The organism is Novosphingobium mathurense, assembly GCF_900168325.1.
In the GTDB taxonomy this organism is placed as follows: Bacteria; Pseudomonadota; Alphaproteobacteria; order Sphingomonadales; family Sphingomonadaceae; genus Novosphingobium; species Novosphingobium mathurense.
This window is the reverse complement of the sequence record NZ_FVZE01000001.1, coordinates 984,790-999,490: the sequence shown is the minus strand read 5'-3', so window position 1 is coordinate 999,490 and position 14,701 is coordinate 984,790. Positions and strand designations below refer to the sequence as shown.

16 protein-coding genes and 1 pseudogene are annotated in these 14,701 nt (G+C 63.6%); 14 read left to right on the top strand and 3 right to left on the bottom strand.

The window, feature by feature from the left end:
* Positions 1–2: 2 nt before the first annotated feature.
* Positions 3–1,307: an ammonium transporter gene (locus B5483_RS04735; protein ID WP_079729605.1), complete on the bottom strand. Its 1,305-nt coding sequence runs from the start codon at positions 1,305–1,307 to the stop codon at positions 3–5.
* Positions 1,308–1,464: 157 nt separating this feature from the next.
* On the bottom strand, positions 1,465–2,484 hold the full coding sequence (locus B5483_RS04730) for a 2-hydroxyacid dehydrogenase (RefSeq protein ID WP_079729604.1): 1,020 nt from the start codon (positions 2,482–2,484) through the stop codon (positions 1,465–1,467).
* Positions 2,485–2,565: 81 nt separating this feature from the next.
* Between B5483_RS04730 and B5483_RS04725 the strand changes: the two genes are divergently transcribed.
* Positions 2,566–3,039: an SH3 domain-containing protein gene (locus tag B5483_RS04725; protein ID WP_079729603.1), complete on the top strand. Its 474-nt coding sequence runs from the start codon at positions 2,566–2,568 to the stop codon at positions 3,037–3,039.
* A 72-nt stretch (positions 3,040–3,111) separates the two neighbouring features.
* On the opposite strand, the gene B5483_RS04720 is transcribed toward B5483_RS04725, so the two are convergent.
* Complete coding sequence (locus tag B5483_RS04720) at positions 3,112–4,305, bottom strand: acetyl-CoA C-acyltransferase (protein WP_079729880.1); 1,194 nt, start codon at positions 4,303–4,305, stop codon at positions 3,112–3,114.
* 594 nt (positions 4,306–4,899) lie between these two features.
* Between B5483_RS04720 and ndhC the strand changes: the two genes are divergently transcribed.
* The 13 genes and pseudogenes from ndhC to nuoK all read left to right on the top strand — a co-directional run bounded on the left by ndhC (position 4,900) and on the right by nuoK (position 14,697).
* On the top strand, positions 4,900–5,274 hold the full coding sequence (gene ndhC, locus B5483_RS04715; protein ID WP_007015095.1) for an NADH-quinone oxidoreductase subunit A: 375 nt from the start codon (positions 4,900–4,902) through the stop codon (positions 5,272–5,274).
* Positions 5,271–5,828 (top strand): NuoB/complex I 20 kDa subunit family protein, encoded by a 558-nt coding sequence (locus B5483_RS04710; protein ID WP_054948080.1) that lies wholly within the window; start codon positions 5,271–5,273, stop codon positions 5,826–5,828. The genes ndhC and B5483_RS04710 overlap by 4 nt, the downstream gene beginning before the upstream one ends.
* A gap of 8 nt (positions 5,829–5,836) precedes the next feature.
* Positions 5,837–6,448 (top strand): annotated as a pseudogene (locus B5483_RS04705) (NADH-quinone oxidoreductase subunit C); the annotation flags it as partial.
* Positions 6,449–6,462: 14 nt separating this feature from the next.
* Positions 6,463–7,674, top strand: a complete 1,212-nt coding sequence (locus B5483_RS04700; protein WP_054948082.1) for an NADH-quinone oxidoreductase subunit D — start codon at positions 6,463–6,465, stop codon at positions 7,672–7,674.
* Positions 7,671–8,021: a nuclear transport factor 2 family protein gene (locus B5483_RS04695; protein ID WP_054948083.1), complete on the top strand. Its 351-nt coding sequence runs from the start codon at positions 7,671–7,673 to the stop codon at positions 8,019–8,021. The genes B5483_RS04700 and B5483_RS04695 overlap by 4 nt, the downstream gene beginning before the upstream one ends.
* Positions 8,018–8,218 (top strand): hypothetical protein, encoded by a 201-nt coding sequence (locus B5483_RS04690; protein ID WP_054948084.1) that lies wholly within the window; start codon positions 8,018–8,020, stop codon positions 8,216–8,218. Before B5483_RS04695 ends, B5483_RS04690 begins: the two co-directional genes overlap by 4 nt.
* Positions 8,211–8,879, top strand: coding sequence for a complex I 24 kDa subunit family protein (locus tag B5483_RS04685; RefSeq protein WP_054948085.1), 669 nt, complete (start codon positions 8,211–8,213; stop codon positions 8,877–8,879). Before B5483_RS04690 ends, B5483_RS04685 begins: the two co-directional genes overlap by 8 nt.
* A gap of 38 nt (positions 8,880–8,917) precedes the next feature.
* Entirely contained in the window at positions 8,918–10,219 is a 1,302-nt protein-coding gene (gene nuoF, locus B5483_RS04680; protein WP_079729601.1) for an NADH-quinone oxidoreductase subunit NuoF, read from the top strand.
* Complete coding sequence (gene nuoG / locus B5483_RS04675) at positions 10,219–12,237, top strand: NADH-quinone oxidoreductase subunit NuoG (RefSeq protein ID WP_079729600.1); 2,019 nt, start codon at positions 10,219–10,221, stop codon at positions 12,235–12,237. Before nuoF ends, nuoG begins: the two co-directional genes overlap by 1 nt.
* Positions 12,234–13,280, top strand: a complete 1,047-nt coding sequence (gene nuoH / locus B5483_RS04670) for an NADH-quinone oxidoreductase subunit NuoH (protein ID WP_054948088.1) — start codon at positions 12,234–12,236, stop codon at positions 13,278–13,280. Before nuoG ends, nuoH begins: the two co-directional genes overlap by 4 nt.
* Positions 13,277–13,762, top strand: coding sequence for an NADH-quinone oxidoreductase subunit NuoI (nuoI, locus tag B5483_RS04665; protein ID WP_007015106.1), 486 nt, complete (start codon positions 13,277–13,279; stop codon positions 13,760–13,762). The genes nuoH and nuoI overlap by 4 nt, the downstream gene beginning before the upstream one ends.
* A 15-nt stretch (positions 13,763–13,777) precedes the next feature.
* Positions 13,778–14,395: an NADH-quinone oxidoreductase subunit J gene (locus B5483_RS04660; RefSeq protein ID WP_054948089.1), complete on the top strand. Its 618-nt coding sequence runs from the start codon at positions 13,778–13,780 to the stop codon at positions 14,393–14,395.
* Positions 14,392–14,697 carry an NADH-quinone oxidoreductase subunit NuoK gene (gene nuoK / locus B5483_RS04655; RefSeq protein ID WP_007015108.1) on the top strand — a complete coding sequence of 102 codons (306 nt, stop codon included), beginning with the start codon at positions 14,392–14,394 and terminating at the stop codon, positions 14,695–14,697. Before B5483_RS04660 ends, nuoK begins: the two co-directional genes overlap by 4 nt.
* Positions 14,698–14,701: the final 4 nt, after the last annotated feature.

The window sequence follows — 14,701 nt, the reverse complement described above, 5'->3', positions numbered from 1 at the left end:
ACTCAGTCGAGTTCCCAGGCCCGCTCGCCGTGGCTGGTGATGTCGAGGCCTTCGCGCTCGGCATCTTCGCTGACGCGCATCGGGAACACAACCGAAGCCATGACCGCAAGAATGACGCTGGCGATCACCGACCAGAGGATCGTCACGCCTACACCGATGAACTGCGCGGTGGTCTGGCTGGCCATGGTCATGCCTTCGGCGTAGCCGACACCGCCAAGGCTCTGCGACATGAATACGCCGAGGAGCAGCGAGCCGAGCATGCCGCCCACGCCGTGGACGGCGAAGACGTCGAGCGAGTCGTCGATGGCGAGCTTCTGCTTCACCAGTTGGATTGCGTAGTAGCAGACCACCGCACCTGCTGCGCCGAACAGGATGGCGGCGCCAGGCGAGATGAACCCTGCCGCAGGCGTCACGGTGGCGAGGCCGGCGATGGCACCGGTTGCGAAGCCGACGCTGGTTGGCTTGCCTACGGTGAAGCGCTCGACCAGCAGCCAGACGAGGGCAGCCGTCGCTGCTGCGGCATGGGTGGCGATGATCGCGGCGGCCGCGTCATCATTGGCGGCAATGGCCGAACCACCGTTGAAGCCGAACCATCCGACCCAGAGCAGCGCCGCACCGGCCATCGTCAGTGACGGGCTGTGCGGCAGCATCAGGGTGTTGGGAAAGCCGCTGCGGCGGCCCAGCATGATCGCGATTACAAGCGCCGATACGCCCGCGGTCGTGTGAATGACGATGCCGCCGGCCCAGTCGAGTGTGCCAAGGCCCGTCGCGAGCCAGCCGCCGCCCCAGATCCAGTGCGCTACCGGGGCATAGACCACCAGGCTCCACAGGGCACAGAAGGCGATGACCCAGGCGAAGCGGGCACGGTCCACCCAGGCACCGGCCATGAGCGCAGGGGTGATCGCTGCAAATGTCATCTGGAACAGGGCGTAGGCGCTTTCGGGAACATCGGTTCCGGCGCGTACATTGCCCAGATTGCCGAGCATCCAGGCATTGCCGCCGCCAAGCCAGCCGTTGCTGACGTTGCCGAAGGCGAGAGTGTAGCCGACCAAGATCCACAGGACCGAGGCGATGGCGGCGATCGCACCGCACTGGACCAGCACCGACAGGAAGTTCTTGGCGCGCACGAGGCCGCCGTAGAACAGCGACAGGCCGGGTGCGGCCATCATCAGGACGAGCGCTGAGGAGACCAGCAGCCAAGCCGTGTCACCACTGTTGCTCACATCGATTCGGCCGTCTTGTGCCAGGGCAACGCCCGGCAGGACTGCGAGCATGCCGGCAAGCGGCAGCAAGCACTGCTTTTTCATTTGTGAATTCCCCTTCAGGCCACGCTTCGCGAGGTCGCTGTGCTCCTCCTGCCGCGCGCCTTAGAGCACTCATTCGTCATGAGACAAGCATTTGCAGCACGTTCTGCCATATCCATGGCATGAACGGCGCAATGATCGTGGCGGGAAAGCGCGAGTTTCAGGAAAGCTCGGGAAGCACCTGATCGGGCGGACGGTGACCGTCGACCCAGAACTGGATATTGGCGATGATCCGTTCACCGGCCGCGCCGCGTCCTTCCTCCGTCGCGCTGCCGAGGTGGGGCAGGGCCACGACGCCGGGGGCCGAGAGCAGTTGCGGATTGACGTTCGGCTCGTTGGCGAAGACGTCGAGGCCCGCTCCGCCGATGCGTCCCTCGGTCAGCGCCTCGATCAGTGCTTGCTCATCGATGATCTGGCCGCGCGCGGTGTTCACCACACAGGCGCCTGGTTTCATCAGCGACAACCGACGGCGATCGAGCAATGCCGCGGTTCCCGGCGCGGCCGGGCAGTGCAGGGTGAGAATGTCCGATTCTGCCACCAGCTTGTCGAGATCGGCTTCGTAGCGCGCCGAGAGCATGTTCTCGAGCGCGGAGGGAAGGCGATGGCGGTTGTGGTAGTAGATTTCCATGCCGAAGGCGCGGGCGCGGTGGGCGACAGCCTGGCCGATGCGGCCCATGCCAACGATGCCGAGGCGCTTTCCGCCAAGGCTGTGGCCGAGCATGGCCGAAGGTCCCCAACCTTGCCAACGGCCTTCGCGCAAGACGCGGGCACCCTCACTGAACTTGCGCGAGACGAGAATGATCAGCGCAAGCGTTAGGTCGGCAGTATCGTCGGTGAAGACACCGGGGGTGTTCGTCACGATGATCTTGTTCGCGCGCGCCGCGGCAAGATCGATGTGCTCGGTTCCTGCACCGAAGTTGGCAATAAGGCCAAGGCGGTCTCCGGCCTGTTCGATGAGTTCGGCGTCGATCCTGTCGGTGACGGCCGGGACCAGGACGTCGCACTCGCGCATGGCAGCGGCCAGCTGATCGCGCGACAGCGGCGTGTCTTCGCGGTTAAGCGTCACGTCGAAGAGCTGCGCCATGCGCTCCTCGACACCGGGAAGCAGCCGCCGCGTGACAATCACGCGGGGAGGGCCGTCGAAAACGCGGGCGGAAGCGGAGTCGGTTACCAAAGTCATGTCGGTATCCGGCTATGCCTTCCACAGGGTCCGGGTCAAGAAACCTTGAAGGGAATTGTCTGGCAGGCGTAAGTAGGCGGCATGATCCGCTGGAAGTTCCTGATCCCTCTGGCTGCCCTGTGCAGCATGGCCGTGCCTGCCTATGCGGGCGATGACGACAAGGTGCCCTACTGGGCCTCCATCGATACCGACCTTGCCAACATGCGGGTAGGTCCCGGAGAATCCTACAGGATCGCGTGGGTCTACAAGCGCCCGCATTTGCCGGTAAAGATCGTGCGCCGCGAAGGGCCCTGGCGGCTGATCGAGGATCCCGATGGAGACAAGGGTTGGATGCGCGACCTGCTCCTTTCGCGACAGCGGTCCGCCATCGTGGTGGGCGAGGGCCTGATCGAGATGCATGCAGAGGGCAAGCCCGGTTCGCCGATCCTGTGGCGCGTTGAGCCGGGCGTCGTCGGCCTGCTCGGCAATTGCGAGTCGGGCTGGTGTGCTTTCGATGTCGAAGGGCACAAGGGCTTCGTGCCGGGCGAACGTCTATGGGGAACCGGCGAGCCCTGACCGTTCAATGAAAAAGGGCCCCACCGCTACCGGCAGGGCCCTTCCTTCAAATCAAGTACCGGCAGGCGGCGATCAGGCCAGCTCGACGGCAACCGCTGTCGCTTCGCCGCCGCCGATGCAGAGGCTGGCGACACCGCGCTTGAGGCCCTTGTCCTTGAGCGCGTTGATCAGTGTCACGATGATGCGGGTTCCAGAGGCGCCGATCGGATGGCCGAGTGCGGTCGCCCCGCCATGAATGTTGATCTTGTCGTGCGGGATGCCGAGGTCATGCATCGCGAACATTGCGACACAGGCAAAGGCTTCGTTTACTTCGAACAGGTCGACGTCGGAAAGCTGCCAGCCCACCTTGTCGAGAAGCTTGGTGATCGCGCCGACCGGAGCGGTTGTGAACTTTGCAGGCTCCTGCGCGTGGGCGGCTACGCCAACGACGGTGGCCACCGGCTTTAGGCCCTTGGCAGCAGCGACGCTGGCGCGGCTCATGACGACGGCAGCGGCGCCATCGGAAATCGAGCTGGAGCTGGCGGCGGTGATGGTGCCGTCCTTGGCGAAGGCCGCGCGCAGGGTGCGGATCTTGTCCGGGTTGCCCTTGGGCGGCTGCTCGTCGGTGTCGACGACGACTTCGCCCTTGCGGGTCTTGACGGTGACGGGAACGACTTCGTCCTTGAACGCGCCATTGGTGATCGCTTCCTGCGCGCGGCGCAGCGACTCGATAGAGAAGTCGTCCTGGTTCTCGCGGGTCAGTTGATACTCGTCGGCGGTCACTTGCGCGAAGGAGCCCATCGATCCGCCTTCATAGGCATCCTCAAGGCCGTCGAGGAACATGTGGTCGTAGAGCGTGTCATGGCCGGCACGCGCGCCCGAGCGATGCTTCTTGGACAGGTAGGGGGCATTGGTCATCGACTCCATGCCGCCGGCAATGATCAGGTCGAGCGATCCGGAGGCAAGGGCCTCTGCGCCCATGATTACCGTCTGCATGCCCGAACCGCATACCTTGTTGACGGTCGTGGCCTCGACCGACTTGGGCAGGCCGGCCTTGAGCGCGGCCTGGCGGGCAGGGGCCTGTCCGAGCCCGGCTGGAAGGACGCAGCCCATGTAGATGCGCTCGATCTCCTCGCCGGCAACGCCCGAACGCTCCACGGCGGCCTTGACAGCGGTGGCGCCAAGATCGGTGGCCGAGACGTCAGCGAACACGCCCTGCAGGCCGCCCATGGGCGTGCGTGCATAGGAGAGGATGACGATGGGGTCGTTAGCCGAGATCTGAGCCATGGCTTTGCCTTTCTGCATGGAAGAACAGTTGACAGTGATTTAATGCTGCATTGCACCAAAAGCAATCGGACTGTCCAAAAGAACAACCGCTCGCCGCATGGGCATTGTGCCTGACGCGTATGGCGGGAAACGATGATAATCCCGTGACGGAAAATTGTCCTCGCCGGACTCCATGGAGTCGCCCCGTGCCTGGCCGAGTCGCTGGCGCTGGGGGGTGCCGCCGCGATTGCCGGGTGCCAAAGGTTCTGGCGTCCATGCTTCGTTTCCCGGTGATTTCCGGACTGTAACACATCAGGAGAGCGCGGTTCGGATGGGCCGCAGTCTGATCGGGCGCGCCAAGGGGGTCCGACAATCCCGCGCAATTCAGGGCCTTTGCCGGTGATCCGGGGGGGATAGCGTCGTCTGTCTCTGCCTGACGGGGCGCGCGATGGGGCCATGGCGAGGCATTAAACTTGCTGCATCGCGATGAAGAAGGCCGGAATTATCGAATTGCCTCCCTTGCGATGGCCGGAGGGCTGGCCTAAGAGCGCGCGCAACGACCGGACGCCGCTCAGGCAAGCTCCGGCAGCCCTCACCGGTACGAGGCCATGACCATTGACTGATCTGTCGCAATATTTGCCGATTCTGATTTTCCTGGTGATCGCGTTGGCGCTCTCCGGGATTATCGTGTTCCTGCCCATGGCGGTTGCCCGTCTGACCGGGACGCACAATCCGAACTCGGACAAGCTCAGCGAGTATGAATGCGGTTTCCCCGCGTTCGAAGACCCGCGCAGCCAGTTCGACGTGCGCTTCTACCTGGTGGCGATTCTCTTCATCATCTTCGACCTTGAAGCAGCGTTCCTGTTTCCCTGGGCCGTGTCGCTCGACGTCACGGGCTGGGCCGGTTGGCTGACGATGATGGTGTTCCTCGGCGAACTGGCCATCGGCCTCGCCTATGCATGGAAGAAGGGAGCTCTGGACTGGGAATGAGCACTCTCGTGGACAGCACCGGACAGCCCCTCGGTCAGGGTGGCGCAGTTACGCCGCCCGACCAGGCGTTTTTCAAAGACCTCAACCAGGAAGTATCCGACAAGGGCTTCCTCGTCACCTCGACGGAAGAACTGTTCCAGTGGGCCCGTACCGGCTCGCTGTGGTGGATGACTTTCGGCCTCGCCTGCTGCGCGGTCGAGATGATCCACGTGAACATGCCCCGTTACGACATGGAGCGCTTCGGCGCCGCGCCGCGCGCTTCCCCGCGTCAGTCGGACGTGATGATCGTGGCCGGCACACTGTGCAACAAGATGGCCCCGGCGCTGCGCAAGGTCTATGACCAGATGTCGGACCCCAAGTACGTCATCTCGATGGGCTCGTGCGCCAATGGCGGTGGCTACTACCACTACAGCTATAGCGTCGTGCGCGGCTGCGACCGCATCGTGCCCGTGGACATCTATGTCCCCGGCTGCCCGCCGACCGCAGAGGCGCTGCTCTATGGCGTCATGCAGCTGCAGCGCAAGATCCGCCGCGCCGGTACGCTCGAGAGGTAATGGCAACCATGCCCGTACTGCATTCCGCCCCCAAGTTTGCGTCCAACGAAGGCGTCATCGACGCGCTCTCGGCCGCGCTCGGATCGATGTTGGTCTCTGCCAGGGAAGAGCACGGCGAAGTCGTCCTCACCGTGGCCCGCGACCAGGTCGAGAACGCGCTGCGCCTGCTGCGTGACAATCATGAGTATCAGCAGCTCATGGAAATGGCCGGCGTCGACTACCCGTCGCGCGCCGAGCGTTTCGAAGTCGTCTACATGCTGCTTTCGGTAACGAAGAACCATCGCCTGATGGTGAAGGTCAACGCCGCCGAGAACACGCCCGTTCCGACCGTGACGACGATCTGGCCCAATGCGGGCTGGCTCGAGCGCGAGGTGTTCGACATGTACGGCGTGATCTTCGCCGGCAATCCGGACCTGCGCCGCATCCTCACCGACTACGGCTTCGAGGGGCATCCGTTCCGCAAGGACTTCCCGCTTACCGGCTATCAGGAACTGCGCTACTCGGAAGAGGACAAGCGCGTTGTCTACGAACCTGTCAAGCTGGCCCAGGATTTCCGCTCGTTCGACTTCATGAGCCCCTGGGAAGGCGCGGAATACGTGCTGCCTGGCGATGAAAAGGCGGAAGGGGACAAGGCATGAGCATGCAGCTCGAGCAGTCGCCGACGACCGGCGACGAGATCATCACCAACTACACGATCAACTTCGGTCCGCAGCACCCGGCGGCCCACGGCGTTCTGCGCATGGTCATGGAGCTCGACGGCGAAGTCATCGAGCGCATTGACCCGCACGTCGGCCTGCTGCACCGCGGCACCGAGAAGCTGATCGAGAACAAGACCTACCTTCAGGCGCTGCCTTACTTCGACCGGCTCGACTACTGCTCGCCGCTCGGCATGGAGCACAGCTACGTCCTGGCGATCGAGAAGCTGCTGAACCTCGAGGTTCCGCTGCGCGCCCAGTACCTTCGCGTTCTGTTCGCCGAGCTGACCCGCATCTGTAACCACATGCTCAACATGGGCAGCCACGTCATGGACGTCGGCGCCATGACCCCGAACCTGTGGCTGTTCGAAATCCGCGAGGACTGCCTCAACTTCTTCGAACGCGCATCGGGCGCGCGCATGCACTCGGCCTGGTTCCGCCCCGGCGGCGTCCACCAGGACGTGCCGCTCAAGCTGCTGACCGACATCGCCGACTGGCTCGACACGCGTCTGCCGACGCTGTTCGAGGACGCGATGAGCCTCGTCGTCGACAACCGCATCTTCAAGCAGCGCAATGTCGACATCGCGCTGGTGAGCCGTGAGGACGCGCTGGCCTGGGGCTTCTCGGGGCCGATGATCCGCGCGGCGGGCATCCCCTGGGATATCCGCAAGAGCCAGCCCTACGACGTTTACGACCGCATGGACTTCGAGATCCCGGTCGGCACCAACTCGGACTGCTATGACCGTTTCATGGTTCGCGTCGAGGAAGTGCGCCAGTCCGCGCGCATCATGAAGCAGTGCCTAGCCGAAATGCCCGAAGGCCCGATCATGACCGCCGACCGCAAGGTCGGTCCGCCCAAGCGCGGCGAGATGAAGAGCTCGATGGAATCGCTGATCCATCACTTCAAGCTCTACACCGAGGGCTTCCACGTTCCGGCCGGCGAAGTCTACGTCGCCACCGAGAGCCCGAAGGGCGAATTCGGCGTCTATCTCGTCTCGGACGGCTCCAACAAGCCGTACCGGTGCAAGATCCGCCCGACTGCCTTTTCGCACCTGCAGGCGATGGACTTCATGTCCAAGGGCCACATGCTGCCTGACGCGACCGCCATCCTTGGCGCCATCGACGTCGTGTTCGGGGAGTGCGACCGTTGAGCAAGCTCGCAATCGCCGAGGCCATGATCGCCGCCTACAACGCGCAGGACGCCGATCTCTATGTGACCTACATGACCGACGAAGCCAGCGAAGCGAACTATCGCGGTGCCGTGGTTCGTGAGGGCAAGGAAGGTACGCGTTCGGGCCTCAAGGCGGCTTTCGCCAAGTGGCCCCAGAACAAGGCCGAGATCGTCTCGCGTGAAGAGACAGACAATTACGTCGTCCTTCGCGAGCATGTCACCCGCGGCCCGGCAACCGACGGTTCGGAACTGGTCGAGCCGTTCGACGTGCTGGCCGTCTACAGCTTCGAAGGCGACAAGTGCTCGCGGGTGGAGTTTATCCGGTGAAATTCAACACGCTTGAACTGACCCGCGTCTGGGCGGCAGTGACGGGCCTCGTGCTCGCCGTCTGCTACTTCGGCGCGCTCTATCTCGGTACCGCCCCGTCGCCTTTGCTGGCGATGCTGGTAACCGCCATCGGCGGATTTGAAATGTTTCTTTTCGGCCAGGACCAGTGGCTGAAGCGCAGGGGTAAGCATGGCTGACCGCTACATCGAACCCGATACGCCCGAACTGCGGGCCCGTTGGGGCAACTTCGCGTGGACCGCGGAGAATGCCGAGAAGGCTAAGGACATCATCGCGCGCTATCCGGCGGGCCGTCAGCGTTCGGCCGTGATGCCGCTGCTCGACCTCGCCCAGCGCCAGGTCGGTGCCGAAGAGAACACGCAGGGGTGGTTGCCGATTCCGGTGATGGAATATGTCGCGGCCCAGCTCGACATGCCGATCATCCGCGTGGTCGAAGTCGCTACTTTCTACACGATGTACAACATCGCACCGATCGGTCGGTTCCACGTGCAGGTCTGCGGCACCACGCCGTGCATGCTGCGCGGTTCGGACGACATCATCGCGGCCTGCAAGAAGCGCGGCATGAAGAAGGGCCACACCACGCCCGACGGCATGTGGTCGTTCACCGAGGTCGAGTGCATGGGCAACTGCGCCTCCGCGCCGATGGTCCAGATCAACGACGACAACTACGAGGATCTCACTCCCGAGCGCCTCGATGCCGTGCTTGATGCGCTGGCCAAGGGTGAGACGCCCAAGGCCGGTACGCAGGAGCCGGGCCGTCACACCGTCGAGCCTTCGGGTGGTCCGACTACCCTCAAGCAGATGGTCACCGAAAATCACGATTACCGGGGGGAGTGGTAAGTCATGGCTCTCGCCGAAACCTTTAGCTTGGACGCTCGCTGATGCTCGCTGACAAGGATCGCATCTTCACCAACGTCTACGGCTATCAGCCGTGGAACCTGAAGGAAGCGCAGGCGCGCGGCGCCTGGGACAACACCAAGGACATCATCGCCAAGGGCCGAGATCTCATCATTGAGGAGATCAAGGCTTCGGGGCTGCGCGGCCGTGGCGGCGCGGGCTTCCCGACCGGCATGAAGTGGTCCTTCATGCCCAAGCAGCCGCCGCTCGACCACAACGGCAATCCCAAGCCGAGCTTCCTGGTCATCAACGCGGACGAATCCGAACCGGGTTCGTGCAAGGACCGCGAGATCATCCGTCACGATCCGCACCTGCTGCTGGAAGGCGCGCTGGTGGCCGGTTTCGCGATGGGTGCGCGTGCCGCTTACATCTACATTCGCGGCGAATACATCCGTGAGGCAGAGACGCTCTTCGCCGCGCGCGATGAAGCTTATGCGGCGGGTCTGCTGGGCAAAAACGCCGCCGGTTCGGGCTACGACTTCGACGTCTTCGTCCACCGCGGCGCTGGCGCCTACATCTGCGGCGAAGAAACCGCGATGATCGAAAGCCTCGAAGGCAAGAAGGGGCAGCCCCGCCTGAAGCCGCCGTTCCCGGCGGGAGCAGGCCTCTACGGCTGCCCGACCACGGTCAACAACGTCGAGTCCATCGCCGTTGCGCCCACCATCATGCGTCGCGGCGCTTCGTGGTTCTCCAGCTTCGGCCGCGAGAACAACAAGGGCACCAAGCTCTTCCAGATCTCGGGCCACGTGAACAAGCCGTGCGTCGTCGAAGAGGAAATGAGCATCCCCTTCAGCGAACTGATCGAGAAGCACTGCGGCGGGATCCGCGGCGGCAGGGATAACCTGCTGGCGGTGATCCCCGGCGGATCCTCGGTTCCGCTGGTTCCGGCCGACCAGATCTGGGACGCGCCGATGGACTTCGATGGCCTCAAGGCCGTCGGTTCGGGTCTCGGCACCGCCGCCGTGATCGTGATGGACAAGTCCACCGACATCGTCCGCGCCATTTCGCGTCTCTCGTACTTCTACAAGCACGAGTCCTGCGGCCAGTGCACGCCATGCCGCGAAGGTACGGGCTGGATGTGGCGTGTCATGGAACGCCTGCGCACCGGTGACGCTGCCGTCGAGGAAATCGACATGCTGCAGCAGGTCACCAAGCAGGTCGAAGGTCACACCATCTGCGCCCTTGGCGACGCTGCGGCGTGGCCGATCCAGGGCCTGATCCGCCACTTCCGCCCCGAGCTGGAACGCCGGATCGCTGAAAACATGCCGGAGGCTGCTGAGTAATGCCCAAGGTAACCGTAGACGGCGTAGAACTCGAGGTCCCCGCAGGCGCCACCGTCCTGCAGGCCTGCGAACTCGCCGGCAAGGAAATCCCGCGCTTCTGCTATCATGAGCGCCTGTCGATTGCGGGCAACTGCCGCATGTGCCTCGTCGAGGTGAAGCCCGGACCGCCCAAGCCCCAGGCTTCGTGCGCGCTTCCGGCCACTGAAGGCCAGGAAATCCGCACCGACTCCGAGATGGTCAAGAAGGCGCGGGAAGGGGTGATGGAGTTCCTCCTCATCAACCACCCGCTCGATTGCCCGATCTGCGATCAGGGCGGCGAATGCGATCTGCAGGACCAGTCGGTGGCCTATGGCCGCGGCGCCTCGCGCTATGACGAGAACAAGCGCGCGGTCACCGAAAAGTACATGGGCCCGCTCATCAAGACGACGATGACGCGTTGCATTCACTGCACCCGCTGCGTGCGTTTCTCGGAAGAGATCGCCGGCGTGGACGAGATCGGCGCGCTCTATCGCGGCGAGAACATGCAGATCACGACCTATCTCGAACATGCTGCCAAGCACGAGATGTCGGCCAACGTGATCGACCTGTGCCCGGTCGGCGCGCTGACCTCGCGCCCCTATGCCTACGAAGCGCGTCCCTGGGAGCTCAAGAAAACCCTGGGCATCGACGTTTCCGACGCTATCGGCGCGAACATCCGCATCGACAGCCGCGGACGCGAAGTGCTTCGCGTGCTCCCGCGCATCAACGACGACGTCAACGAGGAATGGATCTCGGACAAGGCGCGCTACCAGGTCGATGGCCTGATCAAGCGCCGCCTCGACAAGCCGTTCCTGCGTCGCGACGGCAAGCTGGTTCCCGCCAGCTGGGGTGAAGCCTTCGCTGCCATCGCTTCGCTCAACCCGGGCAATTCGATCGCGGCGGTTGCCGGCGACATGCTCGACTGCGAGACGATGTTCGCGGCCAGGAAGCTGGTCGGTGCCCTTGGCTCGAACCTGCTCGAAGGTCGCCAGACCGGGATGGACTACGACACCTCGAGCCTTGCTGCGGTGAACTTCAACTCCACGCTGGGCGGCATCGAGACTGCCGACGCGATCCTGATCGTCGGTAGCAACGTGCGCTCTGAAGCGCCGCTGGTTAACGTCCGTCTGCGCAAGGCCGTGAAGGCCGGCGCCAAGGTGTTCCTGGTCGGACCGGAGTGGGAAACCACGTTCGGCGGCGAGTTCCTCGGCGACGACCTTTCGGTTCTCGGCAAGCTTCCGGCGCATGTCGGTGAAGCGCTCAAGGGCGCGGCGCGTCCGGCGATCGTCGTCGGCGGGGCAGGGTTGGGCCGCGGCGGCCTCGAAGCGGCCCTGGCGCTGGCCGGCGAGTTCAGGCTCGTTCGCGATCTCGAAGACGGCACCAGGTGGAACGGCTTCAACGTCCTGCACATGGCGGCAGCCCGCATGGGCGGCCTGATGCTCGGCTACGCCCAGAAGGGCGGCATCGCCGATATCGTGGCAGCCAAGCCGAAGGTGCTTATCTCGCTCGGCGCGGACGAAGTGGACTACACCAGGTTCGCCGATTCGATGATCGTCTACATCGGCCATCACGGTGACAAGGGCGCGCATGCGGCCGATGTCATCCTGCCGGCAGCGGCCTACACCGAAAAGGCCGGTACCTACGTGAACACCGAAGGGCGCGTGCAGATGGCCGACAAGGCCGTCTTCGCGCCTGGCGATGCGCGCGAGGACTGGTCGATCTTGCGGGCCCTGGCCGACGCTTTCAACGTGTCGGTCGGCTTCGACAGCTTCGAGGAATTGCGCGCAGCGATGATTTCCGAGGTTCCGGCCCTTGGCATCGAAGGTCTGGCCGACTACGGGAGCGACCTGCCTGCTGGTGGCGGTTCTGCCACCGGCGTGATCGCCTATCCGGTCAAGGACTTCTACATGACCAACCCCATCGCCCGCGCCAGTGCGACGATGCAGCGCTGTTCGGCTGAACTGCTGCACGGCGAGGAGATTGCGGAGGCTGCGGAATGACCGCTTTCTTTCAATCCCTTGGCATGTCCCACGACTGGGCCTGGTTCGTCTCGACGATCTGCGGCATCCTGCTGATCGCGTTGCCGCTGCTGCTCGGCGTGGCCATGATCATCTACGCCGACCGCAAAATCTGGGCGGCCATGGCACTGCGCCGCGGCCCCAACGTGGTCGGCCCGTTCGGCCTGCTTCAGTCCTTCGCGGACGGCCTCAAGGTCTTCCTGCAGGAAACCATCATTCCCTCGGCTGCGAACAAGGGCATCTTCCTCATCGCGCCGGTGGTGACCTTCACGGTGGCGCTGATGGCCTGGGCGGTGATCCCGTTCAATTCGGGCGCGATCCTCTCGGATATCAACGTCGGCCTGCTCTATGTTCTCGCGATCAGTTCGCTGGGCGTATACGGCACGATCATGGCGGGCTGGGCCTCGAACTCGAAGTACCCGTTCTTCTCGGCGATGCGCGCCTCGGCACAGATGATCTCCTATGAAGTGTCGATCGGCTTCATCCTGATCTGCGTTGTCCTTTGGGCCGGCACGTTCAACCTCAACGACATCGTCAAGGCGCAGGAAGGCCACGTACTCGGCATCTTCAACGGCTTCGCGTTCAACCCGTTGCTGTTCCCGATGTGGGTGATGTTCCTCATTTCGGGCATGGCCGAGACGCAGCGCGCGCCCTTCGACCTTACCGAAGCGGAATCCGAGCTCGTCGCCGGTTACCAGACCGAATACTCGTCGATGGCTTTCGCGGCCTACTGGCTGGGCGAATACGCCAATGTGCTGCTGATGTGCGCGCTCAACGCGACGCTGTTCTTCGGGGGCTGGCTCCCGCCGCTCGACATTCCGATCCTGTACCTCGTTCCGGGCTTCATCTGGTTCCTGCTCAAGGTACTGTTCTTCTTCTTCGTGTTCAGCTGGGTGAAGGCGACCGTCCCGCGGTACCGCTACGACCAGCTGATGCGTCTGGGCTGGAAGGTCTTCCTGCCCGTATCGCTGCTGTTCGTCGTAATCGTCAGCGGCTACCTCATGGCTACCGGACACTTCGCATGACCGTCGGACACCTCATCAAGAGCTTCACGCTCTGGGAGTTCGTGAAGGCGCACTGGCTCACTTTGAAGTACTTCTTCAAGCCCAAGGCGACGATCAACTACCCCTTCGAGAAGAACCCGCTTTCGCCCCGCTTTCGTGGTGAGCACGCCCTGCGCCGTTATCCCAACGGCGAGGAACGCTGCATCGCGTGCAAGCTGTGCGAGGCGATCTGCCCGGCGCAAGCGATCACGATCGAGGCCGCTCCGCGTGCCGACGGTTCGCGCCGTACCACGCGCTACGACATCGACATGACGAAGTGCATCTACTGCGGCTTCTGCCAGGAAGCCTGCCCGGTCGATGCAATCGTCGAGGGGCCGAACTTCGAATACGCGACCGAAACGCGCGAAGAACTGCTCTACGACAAGGCTAAGCTGTTGGCGAACGGGGACAAGTGGGAGCGGGCTATTGCCGCGAACCTTGAAGCCGATGCGCCGTATCGCTAGGGGCGCGCCGAGGTCATGATTCACGTATTTGCCTTCTACCTCTTCGCCGTGATCACCATCGCGTCCGCGGTGACGACGATCACTGCCCGCAACCCGGTCCACTCGGTCCTCTGGCTGATCCTGGCGTTCTTCAACGCTGCCGGCCTGATGGTGCTGACCGGGGCCGAGTTCATCGCCATGCTGCTCGTCATCGTCTATGTCGGCGCGGTCGCGGTGCTCTTCCTGTTCGTCGTCATGATGCTCGACATCGACTTCGCCGAACTGCGTGCCGGGTTCGTCAAGAACTTCCCGCTGGGCCTGCTTGTCGCGATCGTTCTGCTGGCCGAGATGGTCCTGGGCATCGGCGCCTACCGCGCCGGGGCAATGGATCTGGGTACGCCCGACGGCGCAGCGGCGACTCCTGCCGGCGCCAGCAACATCGAGGCCATCGGTGGTCTCCTCTACAGCCGCTACCTCTTCCTGTTCGAAGCTGCGGGCATCATCCTGCTTGTCGCGATGATCGGCGCCATCGTGCTGACCCATCGCCAGCGTTCGGACACCCGGGGCCAGAAGATCTCCAAGCAGATCATGCGCCGCCCCGATGAGGCGACCGTCAACGTCAAGCCCGAAGTGGGCAAGGGGGTCCAGCTGTGATCGGTATCGAACACTATGTCGTGGTGAGCTCGATCCTCTTCGTGCTCGGCGTTCTCGGCATCTTCCTGAACCGCAAGAACATCATTGTCATCCTGATGGCGATCGAACTGATCCTGCTTGCGGTGAACATCAACCTCGTCGCCTTCAGCTCCTTCCTGGGAGACCTGACAGGTCAGATCTTCGCCATGTTCGTTCTGACCGTGGCGGCGGGCGAGGCCGCAGTGGGGCTTGCTATCCTCGTGATCTATTTCCGTGGCCGCGGCAGCATCGCCGTCGACGACGTCAACCGGATGAAGGGATAAGGCC